Below are 19414 nucleotides of genomic sequence, written 5' to 3'. Positions count from 1 at the left end.
TCCCTTATGGCGTAACGAATCCGTTTTCGGTACGCCAATCGTCCAAAGTCTTCACGAGCGCCGCGAGCTCGCCGCGGAGCTCTTCGGTGCCCTGGTCGAGCCCGGTCTTACCGGGACCGACCTTCGGCGTGAACGGCTCCCCCACGAGGATGTCCACGCGCGGGCGCCAGCGCCGCTTGCCGTCGGCAGGCTTGAGCGTGCCCCGCGTCGCGACCGGGAGCACGGTCGCGCCGGAGGCCCGGACCAGCCAGGCCGCGCCGCGTTCGGCCGCGCCGACGTCCCCGGAGCCGCGGGTGCCCTCGGGGAAGATCCCGACGACACCGCCGCCCTTGAGCACGCCGACCGCGGTCATCAGCGGCTTGCGGTCGATCTCGCCGCGCTTGAGCGGAATCTGCCCGATCGCCAGCATGAACTTGCCGACGATCCCGCCGAACATCTCGGCCTTGACCAGGAACGCCGAACGCCGCGGCAGCATTCCGAAGATCAGCTGCGGCTCGATCATGGAGCTGTGGTTGGCGATCACCAGCACCGGCCCGCTGGCGGGCATGCGCTCGCGGCCGTGCACGCGGATGCGGAAGGCCGACCGCAGATAGTACCGGGCGAAGACCCGCCCGGCGTCGTGGAGTGCGCCGACGGAGCCCTCAGGCAGTCCGCTGGCCGCCTTCGGGGGGTCCAGGGGGGCTTGCCCCCCGGCTGGGGTCTGGGGCTCGGCCCCAGAAGACCCAGCGGTCATCGCGCGACCTCGGCGTTGCACCCCGCCAGCAGTCCGCGGTGGCTGGCGAGTTCACTGAGGGCGACGATCACCTGGTCGATGGACAGTTCCGAGGTGTCGACGTGCACGGCATCATCGGCGGCGCGCAGCGGCGAGGCAGCGCGGGTCGAGTCGAGGTGATCGCGGCGCTCGACGCTCGCGAGGGCATCGGCAACGGACGACTTCCGCCCGGCGGCGGTGTCCTGAGTGCTGCGGCGCGAGGCCCGAACGTCGGCGGAGGCGGTGAGGAAGACCTTCAGCGGCGAGTCCGGGGCGACGACGGTGCCGATGTCCCGGCCTTCGACGACGATCCCGCCGCGGTGCCCGACGACGTCGTCGATGATCTGCCGCTGTCGCGCGACGAGCAGTTCGCGAACGTGCGGCACGGCGGAGACGGGCGAAACGGCCTTGGTGACCTCGGGCCCGCGAATGTCGGCGGCGACGTCCTCACCGGCCAGCCGGATCTCGGGCCGATCGGGGCTGGTGCCGATGGTGAAATCGGCATCATCGGCAAGCCGGGCGACGGCGTCGGCATCGGCCGGGTCGACGCCGGCGCGCAGGACGGCGAGGGTGACCATCCGGTACATGGCACCGGTGTCGAGGTAGCCGGCCCCGAGGCTTTGCGCGAGCTTGCGGGCAACGGTGGTCTTCCCGGTCCCCGACGGGCCGTCCAGCGCGACCACACCACGTAGGGCTCCCGTCACCGGCACTCTCCTCGCGTTCTCGACGTTCCTCGGGCGGTGTCCATTCTGCCGGTCGGGGTGCGGAGGAGATCAGTCGGCCCGCACGGGACGGCGTGGGGTACGGACTGCCGCGACCGGGCGGGGGTTGTTCATCGCGCGGAACGCGTGGCCAGCCCCGCGCGAACCGGCGGCCGGCAATGCGGGAGACCGGCGGCCGGGCTCCCCCTGAGCAACCGGCGGCCGGCAATGCAAATCAGGCACGAGATCACCAGACCTCCCCCGCCCCTCGTCCTCGCCGCTCTTCAGTCGACGGTTGAGCTTGTCAAGGCACGCTTTCCCGCCTTGACAAGGTCGACCGGCGGCTGAACACTCCGCGAGGAGGGGTGGGGGATGTCGGGCCCGTCTTCTTTTCGTTGGACGCGGGTTCTAAAGACAAAGAATGTCCTCGCCGGACGGGCAGGCTCCGGGATGGCCGGGGCCTCGTAGTCCCGTTGCGTTCTCGAGGTGGGCCGCTGGGTGGTCATCCCGTCGCCTGATTGAGGCCTATCACTTTGAGCCAGGCCCGCAAGCCTCCGTACTTCGCTGCACGTTGACCAGGTAGTTGCGGGCCTGGCTCAAAGTGATTTTGACGGCCTCAGGCGACGGGATGACCACCCAGCTCTTTTGTCTGAGCTTCAGGCGCGCCGAAGCGCGCTACGACCAGTGCCAGGCGCTCGTCACGGTTCCCCTGCGACAGCCGACCTCCCCGATCCAGCGTCACCAGCCCGTGCAACGTGCTCCAAAACACCTCGGTCAGCACCCCCGCGTCCTGTTCCCCCGCCACCGGCTCGATGACCGCCAGTAGCTCCGCGAAGCCCGCCTTCATCACCTCCGGCGTGTCCTCCTCGGCGAACCGCAACTCCGAAGCCAGCGTGAACATCGCGTCGTAGAGGGCCGGTTTCTCCTCGGCGAACTCGACGTACGCCCGGGCCACCCCTGCCAGGCCGCCGCCGCGCGCTCCGCTCAGGGCCTCGACCAGCTCCGCGAAGCCCTCCAAGGCGGCCGCCGCCATGATTGCGTCCTTGCCTCCCGGGAAGTGGCTGTACAGCACCGGCTGGCTGTACTCGATGAGCGCCGCCAGCCGCCTTGTCGTGACCGCCTCCCAGCCCTCCTCCTCGGCCAGCTCGCGTGCCGCCGTGACTATTCGCCTCCCGCGCTCGGTTCGGTCGCGTACACGCCGCTGTCGCTGGGTCATTCCGTGATGCTAGCACTGCTAGACAAACTAGCGTCGCTAAGTTAGCGTTGCTAGAAATCCTAGCGATGCTAGAAACCCTGGAGGGAACACATGCTCGTCACCGGCTACGTCCTCGTCGCGATCGTCTCGCTCGGGATCATCTACGTCGGCCTCAACTACCTCTTCGCGCCCGCGAAGATCGCCGCCGGTTTCGGCTTCACCGAAGTCCCCGAGAACGCCGAGACCTTCCTGAACGTCAAGGGCGGCCGTGACATCGGGGCCGGGCTCGTCCCGCTGGCCCTGGTGCTCTACGGCGACCCGCACGCCCTGGGCTGGGTCTTCCTCGCCGCCGCCGTCTGGCCCCTCTTCGACATGCTGATCGTCCTGCGCCACCGGGGGAAGAAGGGCGCCGCCTTCGGTGTGCACGGCCTGACCGCCGTCGTGATGGTCGTCGCCTCCGTGCTGCTCCTGCTCGGCTGAACGCCGCGAAACGGACACGTGGGTTACGGTGGTTGGGTGAACGTCGAAGTTACTCCCCTGCCCGGCATCGGGGTCCGCAAGGACTTCGCCACCCGTACCGGTCGGCGCATCGGCGTCGTCACCCAGCGGGACGGCCACATCGAGCTCATCGTGTCCAAATCGGACGATCCCGATGCCTGCGCCGCCTCGATCCCGCTCACCGCGGACGAGGCCGGCGCGCTGGCCAACCTGCTCGGCGCGCCGCAGCTCGTCGCGCAGCTCACGGAGGAGCACCGCGACCTGCCGGGGATCAGCACGCGGCAGCTGCCGATCAAGCCGTCCGGTCCCTTCGACGGCCGGACGCTCGGCGACACGGCGATGCGCACCCGCACCGGCGTCTCGGTGGTCGCGGTGGCGCGGGCGGGGCAGGTGCACCCGTCGCCGACGCCGGACTTCACCTTGACCGGGGGCGACCTGCTCGTCGCGGTCGGCACGAGCGAGGGTCTCGAAGCCGCCGCCAAGATCCTCAAGTACGGCTGAGCGGCCGATGGATCACACCGCGCTGTCCCTGATCGAACTGGGGGCGGTCTTCTTCGTGCTGGGCGCGCTCGGGCGCCTCGCCGGGAAGATCGGCCTCTCCCCCATCCCGCTCTACCTGCTCGGCGGCCTCTGCTTCGGCTCCGGCGGCCTGATCCCGCTGACCGACATCGGCGGGTTCACGCACCTGGCCAGCGAAATCGGCGTCGTGCTGCTGCTGTTGCTGCTCGGCCTCGAGTACTCGGCGGCCGAGCTGTTCACCGGGCTGCGCCGCTCCTGGACGGCGGGCCTGCTCGACATCGTCCTCAACGCCGCCCCCGGCGCGGCCGTCGCGCTGCTGCTGGGCTGGGGCCCGGTCGGCGCGATGGTGATGGCGGGCGTCACGTACATCTCGTCGTCCGGGATCGTCGCGAAGGTCCTCGGCGACCTCGGCAGGCTCGGCAACCGCGAGACGCCGGTGGTGCTGTCGATCCTCGTGTTCGAGGACCTCGTGATGGCCCTGTACCTGCCGATCCTGACGGCGGTGCTGGGTGGCGTCTCGCTGCTCGGCGGCATGGAGGCCGTCGGGATCTCGCTGCTGGTGATCACCGTGGTCCTGGTGATCGCGCTGAAGTTCGGCCGGTACGTCTCGGCCGCCGTCGACAGCCCGGACCGCGAGGTGTTCCTGCTCAAGGTCCTGGGTGCGGCGCTGCTGGTGGCGGGCGTCGCGTCGGCGATGCAGGTGTCGGCCGCGGTCGGCGCGTTCCTGCTCGGCATCGCGATCTCGGGCTCGACGGCGGAGAACGCGACGCACCTGCTGGAGCCGTTGCGGGACCTGTTCGCCGCGGTGTTCTTCGTGGTGTTCGGGCTCAACACGAACCCGGCGTCGATCCCGCCCGTGCTGGGCTGGGCCGTGGTGCTGGCGGTGATCACGACGTTGACGAAGGTCGGCACCGGCTGGTGGGCGGCGCGGCGTCAGGGCATCGGCAAGATGGGCCGAGCCCGCGCCGGGGCGGCGTTGGTCGCGAGAGGTGAGTTCTCGATCGTGATCGCGGGCTTGGCGGTGACGGCGGGCGCGGTCGACGGCGAGCTGGCGGCGCTGGCCACGGCGTACGTGCTGCTGATGGCGATCCTCGGCCCGACGGCGGCCCGGGTGGTGGAGCCGATCGCCCGCGCCCTGCAACGGAAAACGGCGACGAAGACGGCCCCGGCTGAGGCAAACTGACCCGGTGACCGCGAACACGGCGCTGGCCGCCGTCCTCGACAAACCCGAGCGCGAAGGCGACGAGATCCTCGCCGCGTTGGCCGACCACGGCGCGTACGTCCCGGTGGCGGCGAACGGGTCGGTGGTGTTCCTGCGCGGCGAGGACAGCACCCCGGCGCTGCCGGGCTACGTCAGCGAGGAGTGCCGCGCGGAGCTGCTGCCCTCGGCGGACGGCGCGGTGCACTGCGACGTCCTGCGCATGCTGGACATCGCGGCGCAGACGGAGGTCGAGGTCCTGGCGTTGTTCTCGACCGGCGGCTGGGCCCGGGTCCCGGTGCCGCTGCTGCGTCAGACCCTGCAGGAGCGCGGCCGCGACGCGGGCGGCGAGCGGATGAAGCTGAGCTGGTCCCGCGACCCGGCGGCGGTGGCGTTGCGGGACGCCGCGGTCCGCCGGATCCGGGAGTTCCCCGCGGTGCACGCGGTGTGGGTCTCGCAGGCCCGCTGGGCCGACACGGGGATGGAGCACCTGATGGTGCACATGGCGGTGGACGAGGAGCTGCCATCGGCGTCGGCGGGCCGGTTGATGGACGCACTCGTCGCCGAAGCCGCCGGGCCGCAGGTGGGCCTGCTCGCGCTCAACACGGCGACGCACGCCGAGTCGATCGCCGAGCTGGAGTCGCTGGGTCTCGACACCGTGCGCGCCGACCACGCCACCGGCCGCGTCGAGGTGCTCTCCCGCGAGTTCGACCGACCCCGATAACCGGTCGCGCCGCGCGGGCCCGCGCTGCCACCATCGGCCGATGGACGACCAAGTCGCCGAAGCCATCGCCGCGGAACGGGAGTCGCTGCGCTACGACTGCCGGACCGACGCCGCCCGGTTCGCGCGGGTGCTCGCGCCGGACTTCCACGAGTTCGGCACCTCCGGCCGCGAATTCGGCCGCGCCGAAGCACTCCGGATCGTCGCCGCCTCCGACGACGAACCCATCGAGGTGCGCGACATCCGGGGCACGCTCGTCGCCGACGGGGTCGTCATGGTCAAGTACACCTCCGAGCACGCCGGACGGCGGTCCCACCGCACCTCACTGTGGCGGCGCGACCCCGACGGGACCTGGCGGATCTTCCACCACCAGGGCACTCCGGCGGCGGACTAGCGCAGGTCTGCCCGGCCCTGCGACGGCACGAACGCGCCGCCCGCCGGCGCCGGATGGGTCGTAGCCGCGGGCACCGTCCCTGCCAGCGGGACCGACACCGACGTGCGCGCCAGGTCCAGCGTCACCCGGCCCGGCTGGGCCGGCCCGCGGATGAAGCTGCCGTCCGTGCCGCCGATGATCAGCGCCAGCGCGTGCCCGCGCGGCACCACGTGGTCGGTCGAGGCCAGCCGGAACGTCATCGTGTACGCCGTCCCCGGGGTCAGGACCCGTTCCTGCGACAGCGACGCGTAGTTCGCCAGGTCCGCCCAGCCGCGGCTGAGGATCGTGTAGTTCACCTTCTTCACGTCCGCCGTCGTGATCCGGTAGCAGGCGTCGTCACCCGAAGACGACGAGCCCCAGCAGTTCTCCGCCGTGCTCGTCTTGATCCCCTCGCCGCTGCCCGCGAAGTTGCGGATCGTCGCCGGGCCGAGGTCCACCAGCAGCGCCGACACCCGCGCCGACGACGTGCTGGGCGTCGCGGTCACCGTCACCGAGGACGTGCCGGACACCTGCACGTCCGAGGCCAGCGCCCCGGTCGAGTAGGTCAGCGCCGCGGTGCCCGGGTTCGTCACCCACGTGTCCTCGCCCAGGCTCGGGTTGTCGGTGAACGACGCCGTGCCCGACGCCGCCGCCGTGCCGAGCGCGCCGGACGTGTGCGGCCGCAACGTCGTCGCCACCGCGTTCGCCGCCGGGTACGCGCTCTGGTCCGCCCACTGGTCCGGCTGCCGCTCGACACTGGCCTGCGGCCCGTTCTGCACGCCGTTGTCGATGCCCAGCAGGTAGTGGTCGAACCACCGGTGCAGCAGGGCGACCCAGTCCGCGCGCCGGTAGTCGAACGGGTCGACGTGCCCGGTCTGCGCCAGCCAGATCTTCTTCTCGACGTTCAGCCCGGCCCACCACTGTCCGAAGTGGATGGTCTTGACGTTCAGGTCGTTGACGCCGTGGGAAAGCAGCACGCTCGCGCGCACGTTGGCCGCGTTGGTGACGTAGTCCCGCTCCGCCCACAGCGGGCCGTAGTCGCCGTTCGAGGTCGCGCCTTGGGTCAGGACCTGGTTCTGCGCCGAGCAGTTCTGCCCGCTGTTGCGGGCTTCGACGGTCTGCGCGAGGCCCGCCGGGTTGAAGCCGAACGTCGCGCCGTCGGAGCGGTAGTAGTCGTACCAGGAGCTGATGGCCGAGATCGGCACGATGGTCTTCAGGCCGGCGACGCCGGTCGCCGCGACGCCGTTGGCGATCGTGCCGTCGTAGGACTTCCCGATCATCCCGACGTTCCCGGTGCTCCAGCTCGCGCTCACCGCGCTGCCGCCGGTCTTCGCGGTGTACCCGGCCGCGCGGCCGTTGAGCCAGTCGACGACCTTGCGCGCCGACCCGACGTCCGACGCGCCGCCGACGTCCGCGCAGCCGGCCGACCGGTTCGTGCCGGCCAGGTCGACGAGCACCACGGCGTACCCGCGCGGCACGAAGTAGTTGTCGTAGAACAGCGGGAACTTCACCGGTTTCCCGGCGCTGTCGTAGGTCTTGAGCTCGCTCTCGTTGCCGCGGCCGCAGCACGAGTAGTACGGGCTGGCGTCCATGATCACCGGCACCGGCGTGGTCGCCTCGCCGGGCCGCACGATGTCGGCGGCGACGCGGTCGGAGCGGCCGTCGCCGTCGCCGTCGCGGCCGATGTCGACCCAGACGGTCTCGCGGACCGCCTTGGCGTAGTCGTAGACCGGTTCACTCGCCCGGGGCGCCGCGTGCGCCGCCCCGGGCAGGAACGAGGTGAGGAGGATGAGCGCGAGCAGGACCAGACCGGATCGCATGCCACCACGCTGGCAGGGCGACGGCGGACCCGCCACGGCGGAAAGTCGGGACTGTGCCGGGCGTCAGAGCTCGACGTTGCGGTAGAGCGCGCCGACCTCGGTCTTCGTCAGCCGCCGGATCGAGCCGACGCGCTGGTTGCCGAGCTGGACGTCGCCGACCGCGGTGCGGACCAGCTTGAGCACCGGGTGGCCGGTGTCCTTGAGCAGGCGGCGCACGATGTGCTTCTTGCCCTCGTGGATCACCAGTTCGACCAGCGACTTGCCGGAGTGCATGTCCTTGACGCGGAACTGGTCGACCTTGACGATGCCGTCCGGCAGCTCCCAGCCCTTGCGCAGCTCCTTGCCGAGCCCGCGCGGGACGAGGCCGTCGACCTCGGCGAGGTAGGTCTTGAGCACCCGGTAGGACGGGTGCATCAGCCGGTGGCCGAGGTCGCCGTCGTTGGTCAGCAGCAGCAGGCCCTCGGTGTTCTCGTCGAGCCGGCCGACGTGCACGACGCCGGGCGTCTCCTCGTAGCGGCCGCGGAGGTAGTCGCCGACGCAGGGGCGGCCGCGGTCGTCCGACATCGTCGAGTGCACGCCCTTGGGCTTGTTGAGGGCGAGGTAGATGAGGTCGTCGCGCAGGTTCACGCGGGTGCCGTCGACGTGGATGATCGCGTTGTCCGGGTCGACGCGGCGGCCCAGCTCGGTGACGACCTCGCCGTCCACCTCGACCCGGCCGGCGACGATCAGGTCTTCCGCCGCGCGCCGGGAGGCGACCCCGGCCTGCGAGAGCACCTTCTGCAGCCGGACGCCGTCGGGGTGTTCACTGGATGTCATCGATGGTGTCCACTTCGGGTAGCAACGGAGCGATCGGCGGCAGGTCGTTCAGTGACGACAGCCCCAGTCGCTCCAGGAACAGCTCGGTCGTCACGTACAGCGTGCCGGTCGTCTCGGGATCGGTCCCCATCTCTTCGATGAGGCCGCGCGCGAGCAGCGTCCGGATCACGCCGTCCACGTTCACGCCCCGCACCGCGGCGACCCGCGCACGGGTCACCGGCTGCCGGTACGCGATCACGGCGAGGCTCTCCAGCGCGGCCCTGGTCAGCTTCGACCGCTGGCCGTCCAGCAGGAGCTTCTCCACGAACGGGGCATGGACGTCCCTAGTGTAGAACCGCCACCCTTCGCCGACGCGCCGCAGGTCGATCCCGGAGGTCCGGTCGGTGAACTTCTGCGCCATGGTCCGCAGCGCGACGACGATCCGGGACTTGGGCTGGCCGAGGGTGTCGGCGAGGAGTTCTTCGCTGGCGGGCGAGTCGACGATGAGGAGAAGGGCCTCGAGGGCGGCTTCGAGAGCCTCGTCGGAGGTGAGATCGGGCATGGAGTCGGCATCCCCGGCGGCAACCAGATCCGACTCGGGATCGGCGGCGTCGAGCGCGGGCCCGGACTCCTCGGCCGGGCTCTCCTCGGCGAGCGCCTGGGCCGGTTCGGCTGGGCTTTCGGCCGGATCTTCCCCTGCTGGCGATCCCTCCCCTGCGGGCCCGGAGCTTTCACGTGAAAGCTCGGGGTTCGGCTCAGCCGCGGCCTCCTCGGCCGCGGGCTCTGCCACCAGCGGCTCCAGCGGGCGTCCGTTCTCGTCCACCGGCTCGCCGGCCAATGCCTCGTCCAAGGCCAGCTCCGCCGCGGCCTCCCCCGGCTCACCCGCCGTCGGTTCCGGCTCGTTGTTCTCGGGGCTCACCCGTACTCCTCTTCGTCTCCGGCGGCGCGGTCCAGCTCGGCCGCCGCGGAGGCTTCCTCCTTCGAGCCGCCCGTCCAGCGGACGTGCAGCTCGGCCAGTGCCTCGCTCTGCTCGAACTGGACCGTCGCCTCGCGGTAGAGCTCCAGCAGCGCCAGGAACCTCGCCACGATCTCGACCGTGTGCTCGCAGTCGTCGACCAGCTCGCCGAACGTCGCCGTGCCGCGCTCGGCCAGCATCACCCTCAGGATGCCCGCGTGCTCCCGCACCGAGATGCGGCCCATGTGGATGTGCGCGATCGACACCTGCGGCGGAGGCTTCGGGCGGAACACCGCGACCGCGATCTCGGCGAACTTCTGCGGCGTCACGCCCAGCATCACTTCGGGCAGCAGCCCGACGAACCGCTCCTCCAGCGCCACCGACCGCGGGTAGCGCCGCAGCGCGCCCTGCTCCAGCTCGCCGAACAGCGCCGCCACCTGCTTGTACGCGCGGTACTGCAGCACGCGCGCGAACAGCAGGTCGCGCGCCTCCAGCAACGCCAGGTCGTCCTCGCTCTCGACCTCGGCCGCGGGCAGCAGGCGCGCCGCCTTCAGGTCCAGCAGCGTCGCCGCGATGACCAGGAACTCCGTCGTCTCGTCGAGGTTCCAGTCGGTGCCCAGCGCCCGGGTGTACGCGATGAAGTCGTCGGTGACCTGGTGCAGGGCCACCTCGGTGACGTCGAGCTGGTGCTGCGAGATCAGCTGCAGCAGCAGGTCGAACGGCCCCTCGAAGTTGGCCAGCCGCACCTTGAACTTCGACGTGCTCAGTTCCTCGGTGTTCAGGCCCTCGGGAATCATCCCGCCGTGCACTGTCTGGTGCTCTTCGGGGACCTCCGGAGCCGCCGCCGGCTCGTCCATCACCCCTCGGTTTCGCCGCCGTCCGAGCCGACCACCCGCAGCCGCTGGACCAGCACCGACTCCTCGCCGTGCTGGTCGAAGTCGGCCAGCAGCACCGCGACCGCCTCGCGCACCAGCCGACCCCGGTCGACGACCAGGTCGTGCTTGGCGCGCAGCGTCAGCCGGGCCTGCTCCATCGCCAGGAGCTCGTCGCCGGAGACGTAGACGGTGATCTTCGCGTCGTGCTTGGTCCGGCCGGACCCGTGCGGGGCCGCGGTGCGCGCGAGCTGCTCGGTGCGGCCGTTGCCCGCGGGCTTGGCCTTTTCGACGGGCTCGGCGGGCGCCGACGGCGCCGGGGCGGGGAGGTCGAGAGCGGGACTGGAGGTGATGCGGAAGAGTTCCGACGCTCCGGGCAGGGAGGCGCGCCTGCTCACCGAGCGATCACCTCGCGGGCCAGCTGGCGGTACGCCGCCGCGCCGGCCGACTTGGGCGCCCAGGTCGTGATCGGCTCACCCGCGACCGTCGTCTCGGGGAACCGCACGGTGCGGTTGATGACCGTGTCGAACACGGTCTCGCCGAATGCCTCCACCACGCGAGCCATGACCTCCTTCGAATGCAGGGTTCTCGGGTCGTACATGGTGGCGAGAATCCCGACTATGTCCAGTTTGGGGTTGAGGCGTTCCTGGACCTTCTCGATGGTGTCGATCAGGAGAGCTACGCCTCGCAGACTGAAGAACTCGCACTCCAGCGGGATGATCACGCCGTCCGCGGCGGTCAGCGCGTTCACCGTGAGCAGGCCGAGCGAGGGCTGGCAGTCGACAAGAACATAGTCGTAGTCGTTCATGACCGGACGCAGGACCCGTAACAACGTGTGCTCGCGCCCTACCTCCGCGACGAGCTGGACCTCGGCGGCGGACAGGTCGATGTTGCTCGGCAGCAGGTCAACGCCGTCGACGCGGGTTTTGCGCAGCACGTCGGTCGCGCTGACCGACCGCTCCATGATGGCGTTGTAGACCGTCTGGTCCAGCTCGTGCGGCTGGATGCCGAGGCCGACCGACAGCGCGCCCTGCGGGTCGAAGTCGACGAGCAGCACCTTGCGCCCGCACTCGGCGAGGGCGGCGCCCAGGTTGATGGTCGACGTCGTCTTGCCGACGCCGCCCTTCTGGTTGCACATCGCCATGATCTTGGCCGGGCCGTGCTTGTCCAGCGGCGGCGGTTCGGGGATCTCGCGCAGCGGCCGCCCGGTCGGGCCGATGCCCTCGAGCTTGACCTTCTTGCCGTTGCGCTCTTTCGGGTCGTCGCCGTCGTGGACGGCGGGCGTGGCGATGGTGACCTGGCTGAGGTTCGCCGCCGCCGACCCGGCGGACTCGGCCGGGTGGGCCGGCTGGTTCGGTGTCGACATGGCGGGAAAGCTCCTTGTTCGTCAGCGTCCGCCGCAGCCTATGTCCGGAGTCGGAGCCCCGGCAAAGCAACGCGCCGGACCCGAGGGGGCAATGTCACTCGACCGTCGGTCCAGGTTACGAAGGCCCTTCCGCCTTTCTAGAACTCTCTAGCCCAGTGCCCGTGGGTGCGCCGTCGCGTACACCTCGCGCAGCGTGTTGACCGTGACCAGCGTGTACACCTGGGTCGTCGTCACCGAGGCGTGGCCGAGCAGTTCCTGGACGACCCGGACGTCCGCGCCGCCTTCGAGCAGGTGCGTGGCGAACGAGTGGCGGAGGGTGTGCGGCGAGACCCCGGCGGTGATCCCGGCCCGTTCGGCGGTGTCCTTGAGGACCTGCCACGCGCTCTGCCGCGAAAGCCTGCTGCCGCGCGCGTTGAGGAACAACGCCGAGGTGCCCCGGCCGTGCGCGGCGAGCGCCGGGCGCGCCCGGACGGTGTAGGCGTGCACCGCGGCGAGCGCGGGCCGCCCGATCGGCACGAGCCGCTGCTTGCCGCCCTTGCCGTCGAGCAGCACGGTGCGTTCGGTGTCGTCGACGTCGTCGAGGTCGAGGCCGACGGCCTCGGAGATCCGGGCGCCGGTGGAGTAGAGCAGTTCGAGCAGCGCCCGGTCACGCAGCGGGCGTTCGCCGTCCGGCGGCGGGGTCTCCAGCAGCCGCAGCACGTCGTCGACCGGCAACGCCTTGGGCAGCCGCTTCGCCGGTGTCGGCGGCCGGACCTCGCGGGCCGGGTTGTGCTCGGTGAGGCCCTCGGCGTGCGCGAACTTGTGCAGGCCCCGCACGGCGACCAACGCCCGCGCGGCCGATGACGCGGCCAGCGGCTTGTGCTCGCCGTCGCCCTCCCGCAGGGCGGCGCCGAAGGACGTGACGTGCGCGGACGTGACATCGGCGATCTTCGCGACGCCGAGGCCGTCGAGGTGCGCGGCGTACCGGCGCAGGTCACGGGCGTAGCTGTCCAGGGTGTTGCGCGCGGTCCCGCGTTCGACGACCAGGTGGTCGAGGTACGCGGCGATCACGTCGGCCGTGCTGTGTGGGCTGGAGGCCACGCCGTCACCTTAGGCCGCCCGAGCCTCGTGACCCGGCAGAAACCCCGTTCTCAGCTTCACGCGGTTACCGTGGACTCATGGAAGCGGACGGGCTCCGCATCGGCACGGCCGAGCGGGAGGAAGCGGCGCGGCTGCTGGCCGACCACTTCGGCATGGGCCGCATCACGCCGGACGAGTACGAGACGCGGGTGACCGACGCCTACGCGGCGACGACCCTGGGCGACCTGCGGCCGCTGTTCCGCGACCTGCCGCCGCCGCACCCGGGGTTCCTCGCGCCGCCGCAGATGCCGATGCCGGTCTACGCGCCACCGCCGCCGATGCCGTACGCGCAGCCGGTGCCGTACTCGTACCGGTCGAAGACGGTGGCCGGGGTGCTGCAGATCGTGCTGCCGTTCGGGGTGGGCCGGTTCTACACGGGCCAGATCGGGCTCGGCCTGCTGCAGCTGTTCGTCTGCGTGATCACGGTCGGGTTCGGCACGATCTGGCCGATCATCGACGGCATCGTGCTCCTGGCCAACGGCGGCCTGGACGCCGAAGGCCGCCCCCTCCGCCCCTGACCCAAGCGCCCCAATGTGGCCTTCGGTGCGTCTGACGCAACCAAGGCGGCCTTCGGTGCGTGAGACGCAACCAAGGCCGCCTTGGGGCGCTTGGGCTCAGGACTCGCGGCGCTTGGCGAACGCCGTCGGGCGGTCCTCCCACGGGGCGTCCGCCGGACGCGGGGAGGCCGCCCCCGTCACCACCGCGTGCGCGGCCAGCACGCCCGACACCGTGGCTCCGTTGACCAGCTCGCCCGCCAGGGCCATCCGGACCGCCTCCGCGAGCGGGAACTTGCGGACGACCAGGTCGGCCTCCTCGTCCCCGAGCACGTCACGGTCCACATCGGACAGTCCACGAGCCAGGAAGACCCGCACCACCTCGTCGGTGAAGCCGGGCGACGCCGCGACGTCGACCAGGGTCACCCAGTCGTCGGCGGCCAGCCCGACCTCCTCGACGAGCTCCCGGCGAGCCGTCCCGACCGGGTCCTCGCCGAGGTGGTCGATCAGGCCGGCGGGCAGCTCCCACAGCCGGTGCCCCATCGGGTGCCGGTACTGGTGGATGAGCGTGACCTGCTGCTCTTCGTCCAGCGCGACGATCGCCACCGCGCCGAGGTGCTCGATCACCTCGCGGACCGCGGTGTGCCCGCCCGGCATCACGACGTCGTCGATCCGCAGGCCGACGACGCGTCCGATGTGGACGTCGCGGCTCGAGGCGACGGTGAACTCGTGCTCGCCCGGGGCGGTCATCGGGCCGCCACCGGCGCCTCGGGCAGCTCGACCGGCAGCCGCTCGGCGACCTTGCGGTCGACGACGGCCTTGACGAACGCGCTGAACAGCGGGTGCGGCCGGGTCGGGCGGCTCTTCAGCTCGGGGTGCGCCTGGGTGCCGACGAAGAACGGGTGCTTGTCGGCGGGCAGCTCGACGAACTCGACCAGGCGGTCGTCCGGCGAGGTGCCCGAGAACACGAGCCCCGCGTCCGAGAGCTGCTTGCGGTAGGCGTTGTTGACCTCGTAGCGGTGGCGGTGGCGCTCGGAGACCTCGGTGGTGCCGTAGGCCTTCGCGACCTGCGAACCCGGCTTGAGCTTCGCCGGGTACGCGCCGAGCCGCATGGTGCCGCCCATGTCCCGCTCCCCCGCGACGACGTCGCGCTGGTCGGCCATGGTCGAGATCACCGGGTGCGTGGTGTTCTCGTCGAACTCCGACGACCCGGCGTCCTTGATCCCCGCCAGGTGCCGCGCCGCCTCGATGACCATGCACTGCAGGCCGAGGCACAGGCCGAGCAGCGGGACCCCGCGGGTGCGGGCGTACTCGATCGCGCCGACCTTGCCCTCGATGCCGCGGATGCCGAACCCGCCCGGGATCAGCACACCGTCCACATCGGACAGCACGGACGCCGCGCCGGACGCGGTCTGCGCGTCGTCGGAGGCGACCCAGACGATCTCGACCTTCGCGCGGTGGGCGAACCCGCCCGCGCGCAGGGCTTCGGTGACCGACAGGTAGGCGTCGGGCAGGTCGATGTACTTGCCGACGACCGCGATCCGCACGACCTCGCTCGGGTTGTGCACCCGGTCGAGCAGGTCGCCCCACACCGTCCAGTCGACGTCGCGGAACGGCAGGCCGAGGCGGCGGACGACGTAGGCGTCGAGCGCCTCGCCGTGCAGCACCTTCGGGATGTCGTAGATGGACCGCGCGTCCGGGCAGGCGATGACGGCCTCGGTGTCGACGTCGCACATCAGGCCGATCTTGCGCTTGAGGTCCTCGGGGATCTCGCGGTCGGCCCGGCAGACCAGCGCGTCGGGCTGGATGCCGATGTTGCGCAGCGCGGCCACCGAGTGCTGGGTCGGCTTCGTCTTCAGCTCGCCCGAGGGCGCCAGGTACGGCACCAGCGAGACGTGCAGGAAGAAGCAGTGGTCGCGGCCGACGTCGTGGCGAACCTGGCGGCAGGCCTCCAGGAACGGCAGGGACTCGATGTCGCCGACCGTGCCGCCGACCTCGGTGATCACGACGTCCGGGGCGTTCCCGGCTTCGTCGGGCTCGGCCGCGGCGGTGATCCGGGCCTTGATCTCGTCGGTGATGTGCGGGATGACCTGCACGGTATCGCCGAGGTATTCGCCGCGGCGCTCCTTGGCGATGACCTCGGAGTAGACCTGGCCGGTGGTGACGTTGGCCTTGCCGTCGAGGTCGCGGTCGAGGAAGCGCTCGTAGTGCCCGATGTCGAGGTCGGTCTCGGCGCCGTCGTCGGTGACGAACACCTCGCCGTGCTGGAACGGGTTCATCGTCCCGGGGTCGACGTTGAGATAAGGGTCGAGCTTCTGCATCGTGACGCGAAGCCCGCGTGCGGTAAGGAGCTGACCCAGGCTCGAAGCCGTGAGTCCCTTACCCAGAGAGGAGGCGACGCCTCCGGTGACAAAGACGTACTTGGTAGCCCGTGACTGAAGTCCCACGGGCCGCCAGCATATCCCACGCGCCAGGATCCGCGCGCGGTGACTCGCCCGACCCGTCCGATATGACCGACGCCACCCGCACGGGTGAGGTCAGGCGGCGGCCTTGGCGGGACGCAGCCGGGGCCGCCCGGTGAGCGCGCGGCTGCCCGGCAGCCGCCGCAGCACCTCGACGAACAGGATCGTGAGGACGATCGTCGCCAGGTAGATGATCGCGCTCAGCCACGGCGCGCCGAAGCGCTCGGCGACGTGCGGGATCACCGGGCCGAGCAGGGCCAGCGCGAGCGGGTGGACCAGGAAGATGCTGAACGACCGGTTCGCCGCCCACGAGACCACCCTGGCCCCGCGGCCGCCGTCGCGCCGGCGCGCGGCCCACCACGTCGTGAACGCGTAGATCGCCGCGATGACCGTGAGGAACCACGGGATCAGGTACGGCTGGAACGGGTCGCTGGCCACCTGCGGGAACGTTCCACTGTGGACAGTCCGGAGGTAGTACCACTCGGTGCCCGCCAGCACGGCCACGAGCGCGCCGCCGAGCAGCAGCCGGTGCCGCCCGACCCAGGCGTGCACGGCCTCGAAGTGCATGGCCACCACGGCGCCGAACAGCGTGTAGAACTGGTACGGCACCAGCGTGGCGTACAGGTGGGTGATCGTCTCGTAGCTGACGCCGAACGGCTGGTAGGTCATGAACAGCGTGACGCCGACCTGCACGACGCCGCTGCCGAGCAGCAGCCACTTGTGCTTGCCCTCGGTCGCCCGCAGGAGCTTGATCAGCAGCGGGAACAGCAGGTACACCTGCATCGTCACCAGCAGGAAGTACAGGTGGTACCAGGCGCCGCCGGTGACCAGGTCGGTCAGCAGCAGGCGCATCGACGCCTCCAGCGAACCCGGTTGCTGCGCGCCGGTCACCAGCGAGTACGCCCAGAAGAACATCGTCCAGGCCAGGTACGGCGTCGCGACCAGCGGCAGCCGCTTGCGCCAGAAGTCCGCGGCGGTGAACTCGCGGCGGCGGTTCTGAAACACCAGCACGAACCCGGTGAGCGCGAAGAACGCCTCCCGCGTGAAGTGCAGCGGTGTCTCGACGGCGTTGGCGCCGACGTCCTGCGCGAAGTTCGTCGCGCCCACCACGTGGATGAGGATGACGCAGGCGAACGTGATCAACCGGAACAGGTCGATCTGGTGCAGGTAGGGCGCTTTCCCGCCCGGTCTCGCGACGCGGGCGGGGGCTTCGAGAGTGGCCTGGGCGGTCGTCATCGTGCCGCCGTTCCGGCACCGTCGTCGGCGTGGTTCACGTTGTCAGACTTGCCACCCATTCTGTGAATTTCCCATGAAGCCACTGGGAGGCGCCTGTTGGCCGGGCTCCTGGAGCGTGTCGGATATGCCACGTCCGCTCGGAAAGCGGGGATCGCGTGATCATGCTAGTGCGGTGCGTGACGGTCCACCACCCGGGCGGGGTGGGCGCCCGGGTGGTGGACGGTGCTCAGAACGCGCCGGCGCCGTTCGGGGTGCCGAGGCCGGTCGGGCCGTCGTAGCCGGTCACAGCGGTGCAGAGGTAGGTGCCGCCGCACGAGCCGTTGCTGCCGCCGCTCACGTCGTAGAGCGAGGATGTGTGCGAGTACACAGTGTTCGCGCCCGTGACGCCGCTGACACCGCCGAGCGCGTACACGCCGCCGACGACCGGGGCCGCGACGCTCGTGCCGCCGAACACCATCCAGCCGGAACGGCCTTGGTAGGCGGTGCTGTCGTAGACCGCGACACCGGTGGCCGGGTCGGCGACGGCACTGACGTCGGCGACGGTGCGCTTGCCGCAGCCGCTGTCGGTCTGCCACGACGGCTTGGTGATGTAGGCCGAGCAACCGCTGCCCGCGCCGCTCCACGCCGTCTCGCTCCAGCCGCGCGTGGTCGACGCCTTCTTCAGGCTGGTGCCGCCGACCGCGGTCACGTACCGCGACGCGGCCGGGAACTCGACGCCGTAGCCCGCGTCACCGGAGCTGACGGTGATCGCGACGCCGGGGTGGTTGAAATACTGGCCTTCGGCGCTCGCCTCGCTGGAGAACTCGCTGCCGCCGTAGCTGTTGCTGACCACTTCGGCACCGAGGTTCACGGCGGTGTTCACGGCCGTGCCGAGGTTGGCGAAGCTCGACGTGGTGCCCTCGACCAGGAGGATGTTGCACTTCGGGCAGATCGCCGAAGCCATGTCGAGGTCGAGGGAGATCTCCTGCGCCCAGCCGCCGTCCTTGCGCGGGTAGGTGGTGCCGCCGTTCTGGTCGGCCTTGGCGAAGCACGGGGTTGTGCTGGCGTCGATCGACGACGGCGTGCACGAGGCGAGCGCGGGGATGCCGTACTGCGCGCGGTAGACGTTGACGTCGGCGAAGGCGGTCGGGTCGTCGTAGGCGTCGACGATGGCGATCGTGCGGCCCGCTCCGGCGCTGCCGGCGAGCGAGCCGAGGTTGTAGGCGGAGAGCAGGTCGGCCGGGCCGAGCCCGGACGGCGTGGCCGCCAGCGCGGCGGTGGTGTCGGTGTTGATCCAGGCGTTGCAGGCCGCGTATCCGGCGGGAGCGACCGAGCAGACACGCTGGGCGTGCTGCCCGTGGTTGATCGGGGCTGGGGCCGCCTCGGCGACGCCGGCGGCGGCGAAGGCGAGGGTGAAGGCTGCGGCGAATACTGTCGCTCTACGCACAGTGAACCTCCGGAACGGTGGGGACCCGGTCGGCGAGACCGGTGACCGGAGACGGTAAGCAGCCGTTCGGCCGTGTGACACAGACCAAAGTCGTGTCATCTTTGGTGCCAACGGATGAAAAACCGGGCGCGCGTAGGCAATCTTCGCGAAATTTGGCGGCGGTCAGCCCGCGGGTCGCTCCCCGGCTTCCTCGCCGAAGAGGGAACGCAGCGTCACTTCCCGGTTGACGCGCACGTGCTCGACGGCGAACGCCTTCGCCCGCTCGGCGTCGCCGGACGCGATCGCCTCGTAGAGCCGGCGGTGTTCGTCGAGCAGCTCGGCCCAGTGCTCGTTCTGGCTCGTGAGCCAGCGGAGCCGGCCCTGCAGGGGGTGCAGCATCGTGGTCAGCAGCGCGTTGCCCGCGATGGCGACGATCTCGTCGTGGAAGCGCGAGTTGAGCACGGTGATCCGGGCGGCGTCCCCGCGCGCGGTCGCGCGGGCGGCGTCGGCGAGCGCCCGCTCGAGCCGCTTCAGCTCCGCCGCGCCCGCCCGTTCGGCGGCGCGTCCCGCCGCGAGCCCCTCCAGAGCCTCCCGGACGTCGAACAGCTCCTCGACGTCGACCCGCGCGAGCTGCCGGACGACGATCCGCCGGGCGGACTGCTCGACGAGGAAGCCCTCGGCCTCGAGACTGCGGATGGCTTCGCGGACCGGCACCCTGGAGACGCCGAAGTCCTCGGCCAGCTCGCGCTCGACCAGCCGGTCACCCGGGCGGAGGCGACCGGTCAGGATCCGCTCGCGCAGCTCGTCGCGCACCCGCTGCCGGGTGGCCGCGAGAGGTTGCCGCTCGTTCACGCTCCCCCTCCTTCAACACGCCCGTAACCGGACGTAACGCGAG

21 protein-coding genes are annotated in these 19414 nt (G+C 71.0%); 6 read left to right on the top strand and 15 right to left on the bottom strand.

The features are described from left to right. Positions 1-4: 4 nt before the first annotated feature. The 3 genes from QP939_RS32795 to QP939_RS32785 form a co-directional block, all read right to left on the bottom strand. On the bottom strand, positions 5-565 hold the full coding sequence (locus tag QP939_RS32795; RefSeq protein WP_285450099.1) for a lysophospholipid acyltransferase family protein: 561 nt from the start codon (positions 563-565) through the stop codon (positions 5-7). A 164-nt stretch (positions 566-729) separates the two neighbouring features. After that, positions 730-1434 carry a (d)CMP kinase gene (gene cmk / locus QP939_RS32790; RefSeq protein WP_285459902.1) on the bottom strand — a complete coding sequence of 235 codons (705 nt, stop codon included), beginning with the start codon at positions 1432-1434 and terminating at the stop codon, positions 730-732. 634 nt (positions 1435-2068) lie between these two features. Beyond that, positions 2069-2668 (bottom strand): TetR/AcrR family transcriptional regulator, encoded by a 600-nt coding sequence (locus QP939_RS32785; protein ID WP_285450098.1) that lies wholly within the window; start codon positions 2666-2668, stop codon positions 2069-2071. Between the two features lie 90 nt (positions 2669-2758). Here QP939_RS32785 and QP939_RS32780 point away from each other — a divergent pair, with 90 nt between their 5' ends. The 5 genes from QP939_RS32780 to QP939_RS32760 are packed head-to-tail and all read left to right on the top strand — an operon-like array spanning position 2759 to position 5977. After that, positions 2759-3127, top strand: coding sequence for a DUF4267 domain-containing protein (locus tag QP939_RS32780; protein WP_285450097.1), 369 nt, complete (start codon positions 2759-2761; stop codon positions 3125-3127). A 36-nt stretch (positions 3128-3163) separates the two neighbouring features. After that, positions 3164-3646, top strand: a complete 483-nt coding sequence (locus tag QP939_RS32775) for a cation:proton antiporter regulatory subunit (RefSeq protein WP_285450096.1) — start codon at positions 3164-3166, stop codon at positions 3644-3646. A gap of 7 nt (positions 3647-3653) precedes the next feature. Further along, positions 3654-4847, top strand: coding sequence for a cation:proton antiporter (locus tag QP939_RS32770; RefSeq protein ID WP_285450095.1), 1194 nt, complete (start codon positions 3654-3656; stop codon positions 4845-4847). 4 nt (positions 4848-4851) lie between these two features. Further along, the gene (locus QP939_RS32765) at positions 4852-5586 is read left to right on the top strand and encodes a hypothetical protein (protein ID WP_285450094.1); all 735 of its coding nucleotides are present in this window, start codon (positions 4852-4854) and stop codon (positions 5584-5586) included. 40 nt (positions 5587-5626) lie between these two features. Beyond that, on the top strand, positions 5627-5977 hold the full coding sequence (locus QP939_RS32760) for a nuclear transport factor 2 family protein (RefSeq protein ID WP_285450092.1): 351 nt from the start codon (positions 5627-5629) through the stop codon (positions 5975-5977). On the opposite strand, the gene QP939_RS32755 is transcribed toward QP939_RS32760, so the two are convergent. The 7 genes from QP939_RS32755 to xerD all read right to left on the bottom strand — a co-directional run bounded on the left by QP939_RS32755 (position 5974) and on the right by xerD (position 12853). Then, complete coding sequence (locus QP939_RS32755; protein ID WP_285450090.1) at positions 5974-7815, bottom strand: Xaa-Pro dipeptidyl-peptidase; 1842 nt, start codon at positions 7813-7815, stop codon at positions 5974-5976. The two genes, QP939_RS32760 and QP939_RS32755, sit on opposite strands and share 4 nt — an antisense overlap. A gap of 63 nt (positions 7816-7878) precedes the next feature. Beyond that, positions 7879-8631 (bottom strand): pseudouridine synthase, encoded by a 753-nt coding sequence (locus QP939_RS32750; RefSeq protein ID WP_285450088.1) that lies wholly within the window; start codon positions 8629-8631, stop codon positions 7879-7881. Then, positions 8618-9529, bottom strand: coding sequence for an SMC-Scp complex subunit ScpB (gene scpB / locus QP939_RS32745; RefSeq protein ID WP_285450087.1), 912 nt, complete (start codon positions 9527-9529; stop codon positions 8618-8620). The genes QP939_RS32750 and scpB overlap by 14 nt, the downstream gene beginning before the upstream one ends. Next, complete coding sequence (locus QP939_RS32740; protein ID WP_285450085.1) at positions 9526-10422, bottom strand: segregation and condensation protein A; 897 nt, start codon at positions 10420-10422, stop codon at positions 9526-9528. The genes scpB and QP939_RS32740 overlap by 4 nt, the downstream gene beginning before the upstream one ends. Next, on the bottom strand, positions 10422-10835 hold the full coding sequence (locus QP939_RS32735; protein ID WP_285450083.1) for a cobyrinic acid a,c-diamide synthase: 414 nt from the start codon (positions 10833-10835) through the stop codon (positions 10422-10424). Before QP939_RS32735 ends, QP939_RS32740 begins: the two co-directional genes overlap by 1 nt. Then, a complete protein-coding gene (locus tag QP939_RS32730) occupies positions 10832-11803 on the bottom strand; it encodes a ParA family protein (protein ID WP_285450082.1) in 972 nt (323 codons plus the stop codon). The genes QP939_RS32735 and QP939_RS32730 overlap by 4 nt, the downstream gene beginning before the upstream one ends. A 147-nt stretch (positions 11804-11950) precedes the next feature. Further along, the gene (gene xerD / locus QP939_RS32725; protein WP_285459901.1) at positions 11951-12853 is read right to left on the bottom strand and encodes a site-specific tyrosine recombinase XerD; all 903 of its coding nucleotides are present in this window, start codon (positions 12851-12853) and stop codon (positions 11951-11953) included. Positions 12854-12960: 107 nt separating this feature from the next. Between xerD and QP939_RS32720 the strand changes: the two genes are divergently transcribed. Beyond that, entirely contained in the window at positions 12961-13440 is a 480-nt protein-coding gene (locus tag QP939_RS32720; protein WP_285450081.1) for a DUF1707 domain-containing protein, read from the top strand. A 96-nt stretch (positions 13441-13536) separates the two neighbouring features. Here the strand turns inward: QP939_RS32720 and QP939_RS32715 are convergent, their stop codons facing one another. From QP939_RS32715 to QP939_RS32695, 5 genes are all read right to left on the bottom strand, one after another. Continuing rightward, positions 13537-14166: an NUDIX domain-containing protein gene (locus QP939_RS32715; protein WP_285450080.1), complete on the bottom strand. Its 630-nt coding sequence runs from the start codon at positions 14164-14166 to the stop codon at positions 13537-13539. Continuing rightward, positions 14163-15863, bottom strand: coding sequence for a CTP synthase (gene pyrG / locus QP939_RS32710; protein WP_285450079.1), 1701 nt, complete (start codon positions 15861-15863; stop codon positions 14163-14165). The genes QP939_RS32715 and pyrG overlap by 4 nt, the downstream gene beginning before the upstream one ends. Positions 15864-15953: 90 nt before the next feature. After that, positions 15954-17114: an acyltransferase gene (locus QP939_RS32705; RefSeq protein ID WP_285450078.1), complete on the bottom strand. Its 1161-nt coding sequence runs from the start codon at positions 17112-17114 to the stop codon at positions 15954-15956. Positions 17115-17340: 226 nt separating this feature from the next. After that, positions 17341-18540 (bottom strand): S53 family peptidase, encoded by a 1200-nt coding sequence (locus QP939_RS32700; RefSeq protein ID WP_285450076.1) that lies wholly within the window; start codon positions 18538-18540, stop codon positions 17341-17343. A gap of 162 nt (positions 18541-18702) precedes the next feature. Then, positions 18703-19371 carry a GntR family transcriptional regulator gene (locus QP939_RS32695; protein WP_285450075.1) on the bottom strand — a complete coding sequence of 223 codons (669 nt, stop codon included), beginning with the start codon at positions 19369-19371 and terminating at the stop codon, positions 18703-18705. Positions 19372-19414: the final 43 nt, after the last annotated feature.

The organism is Amycolatopsis nalaikhensis, assembly GCF_030264295.1.
GTDB lineage: Bacteria > Actinomycetota > Actinomycetes > Mycobacteriales > Pseudonocardiaceae > Amycolatopsis > Amycolatopsis nalaikhensis.
The sequence above is the reverse complement of the archived record's forward strand: the minus strand, read 5'-3'. Positions and strand labels throughout refer to the sequence as shown.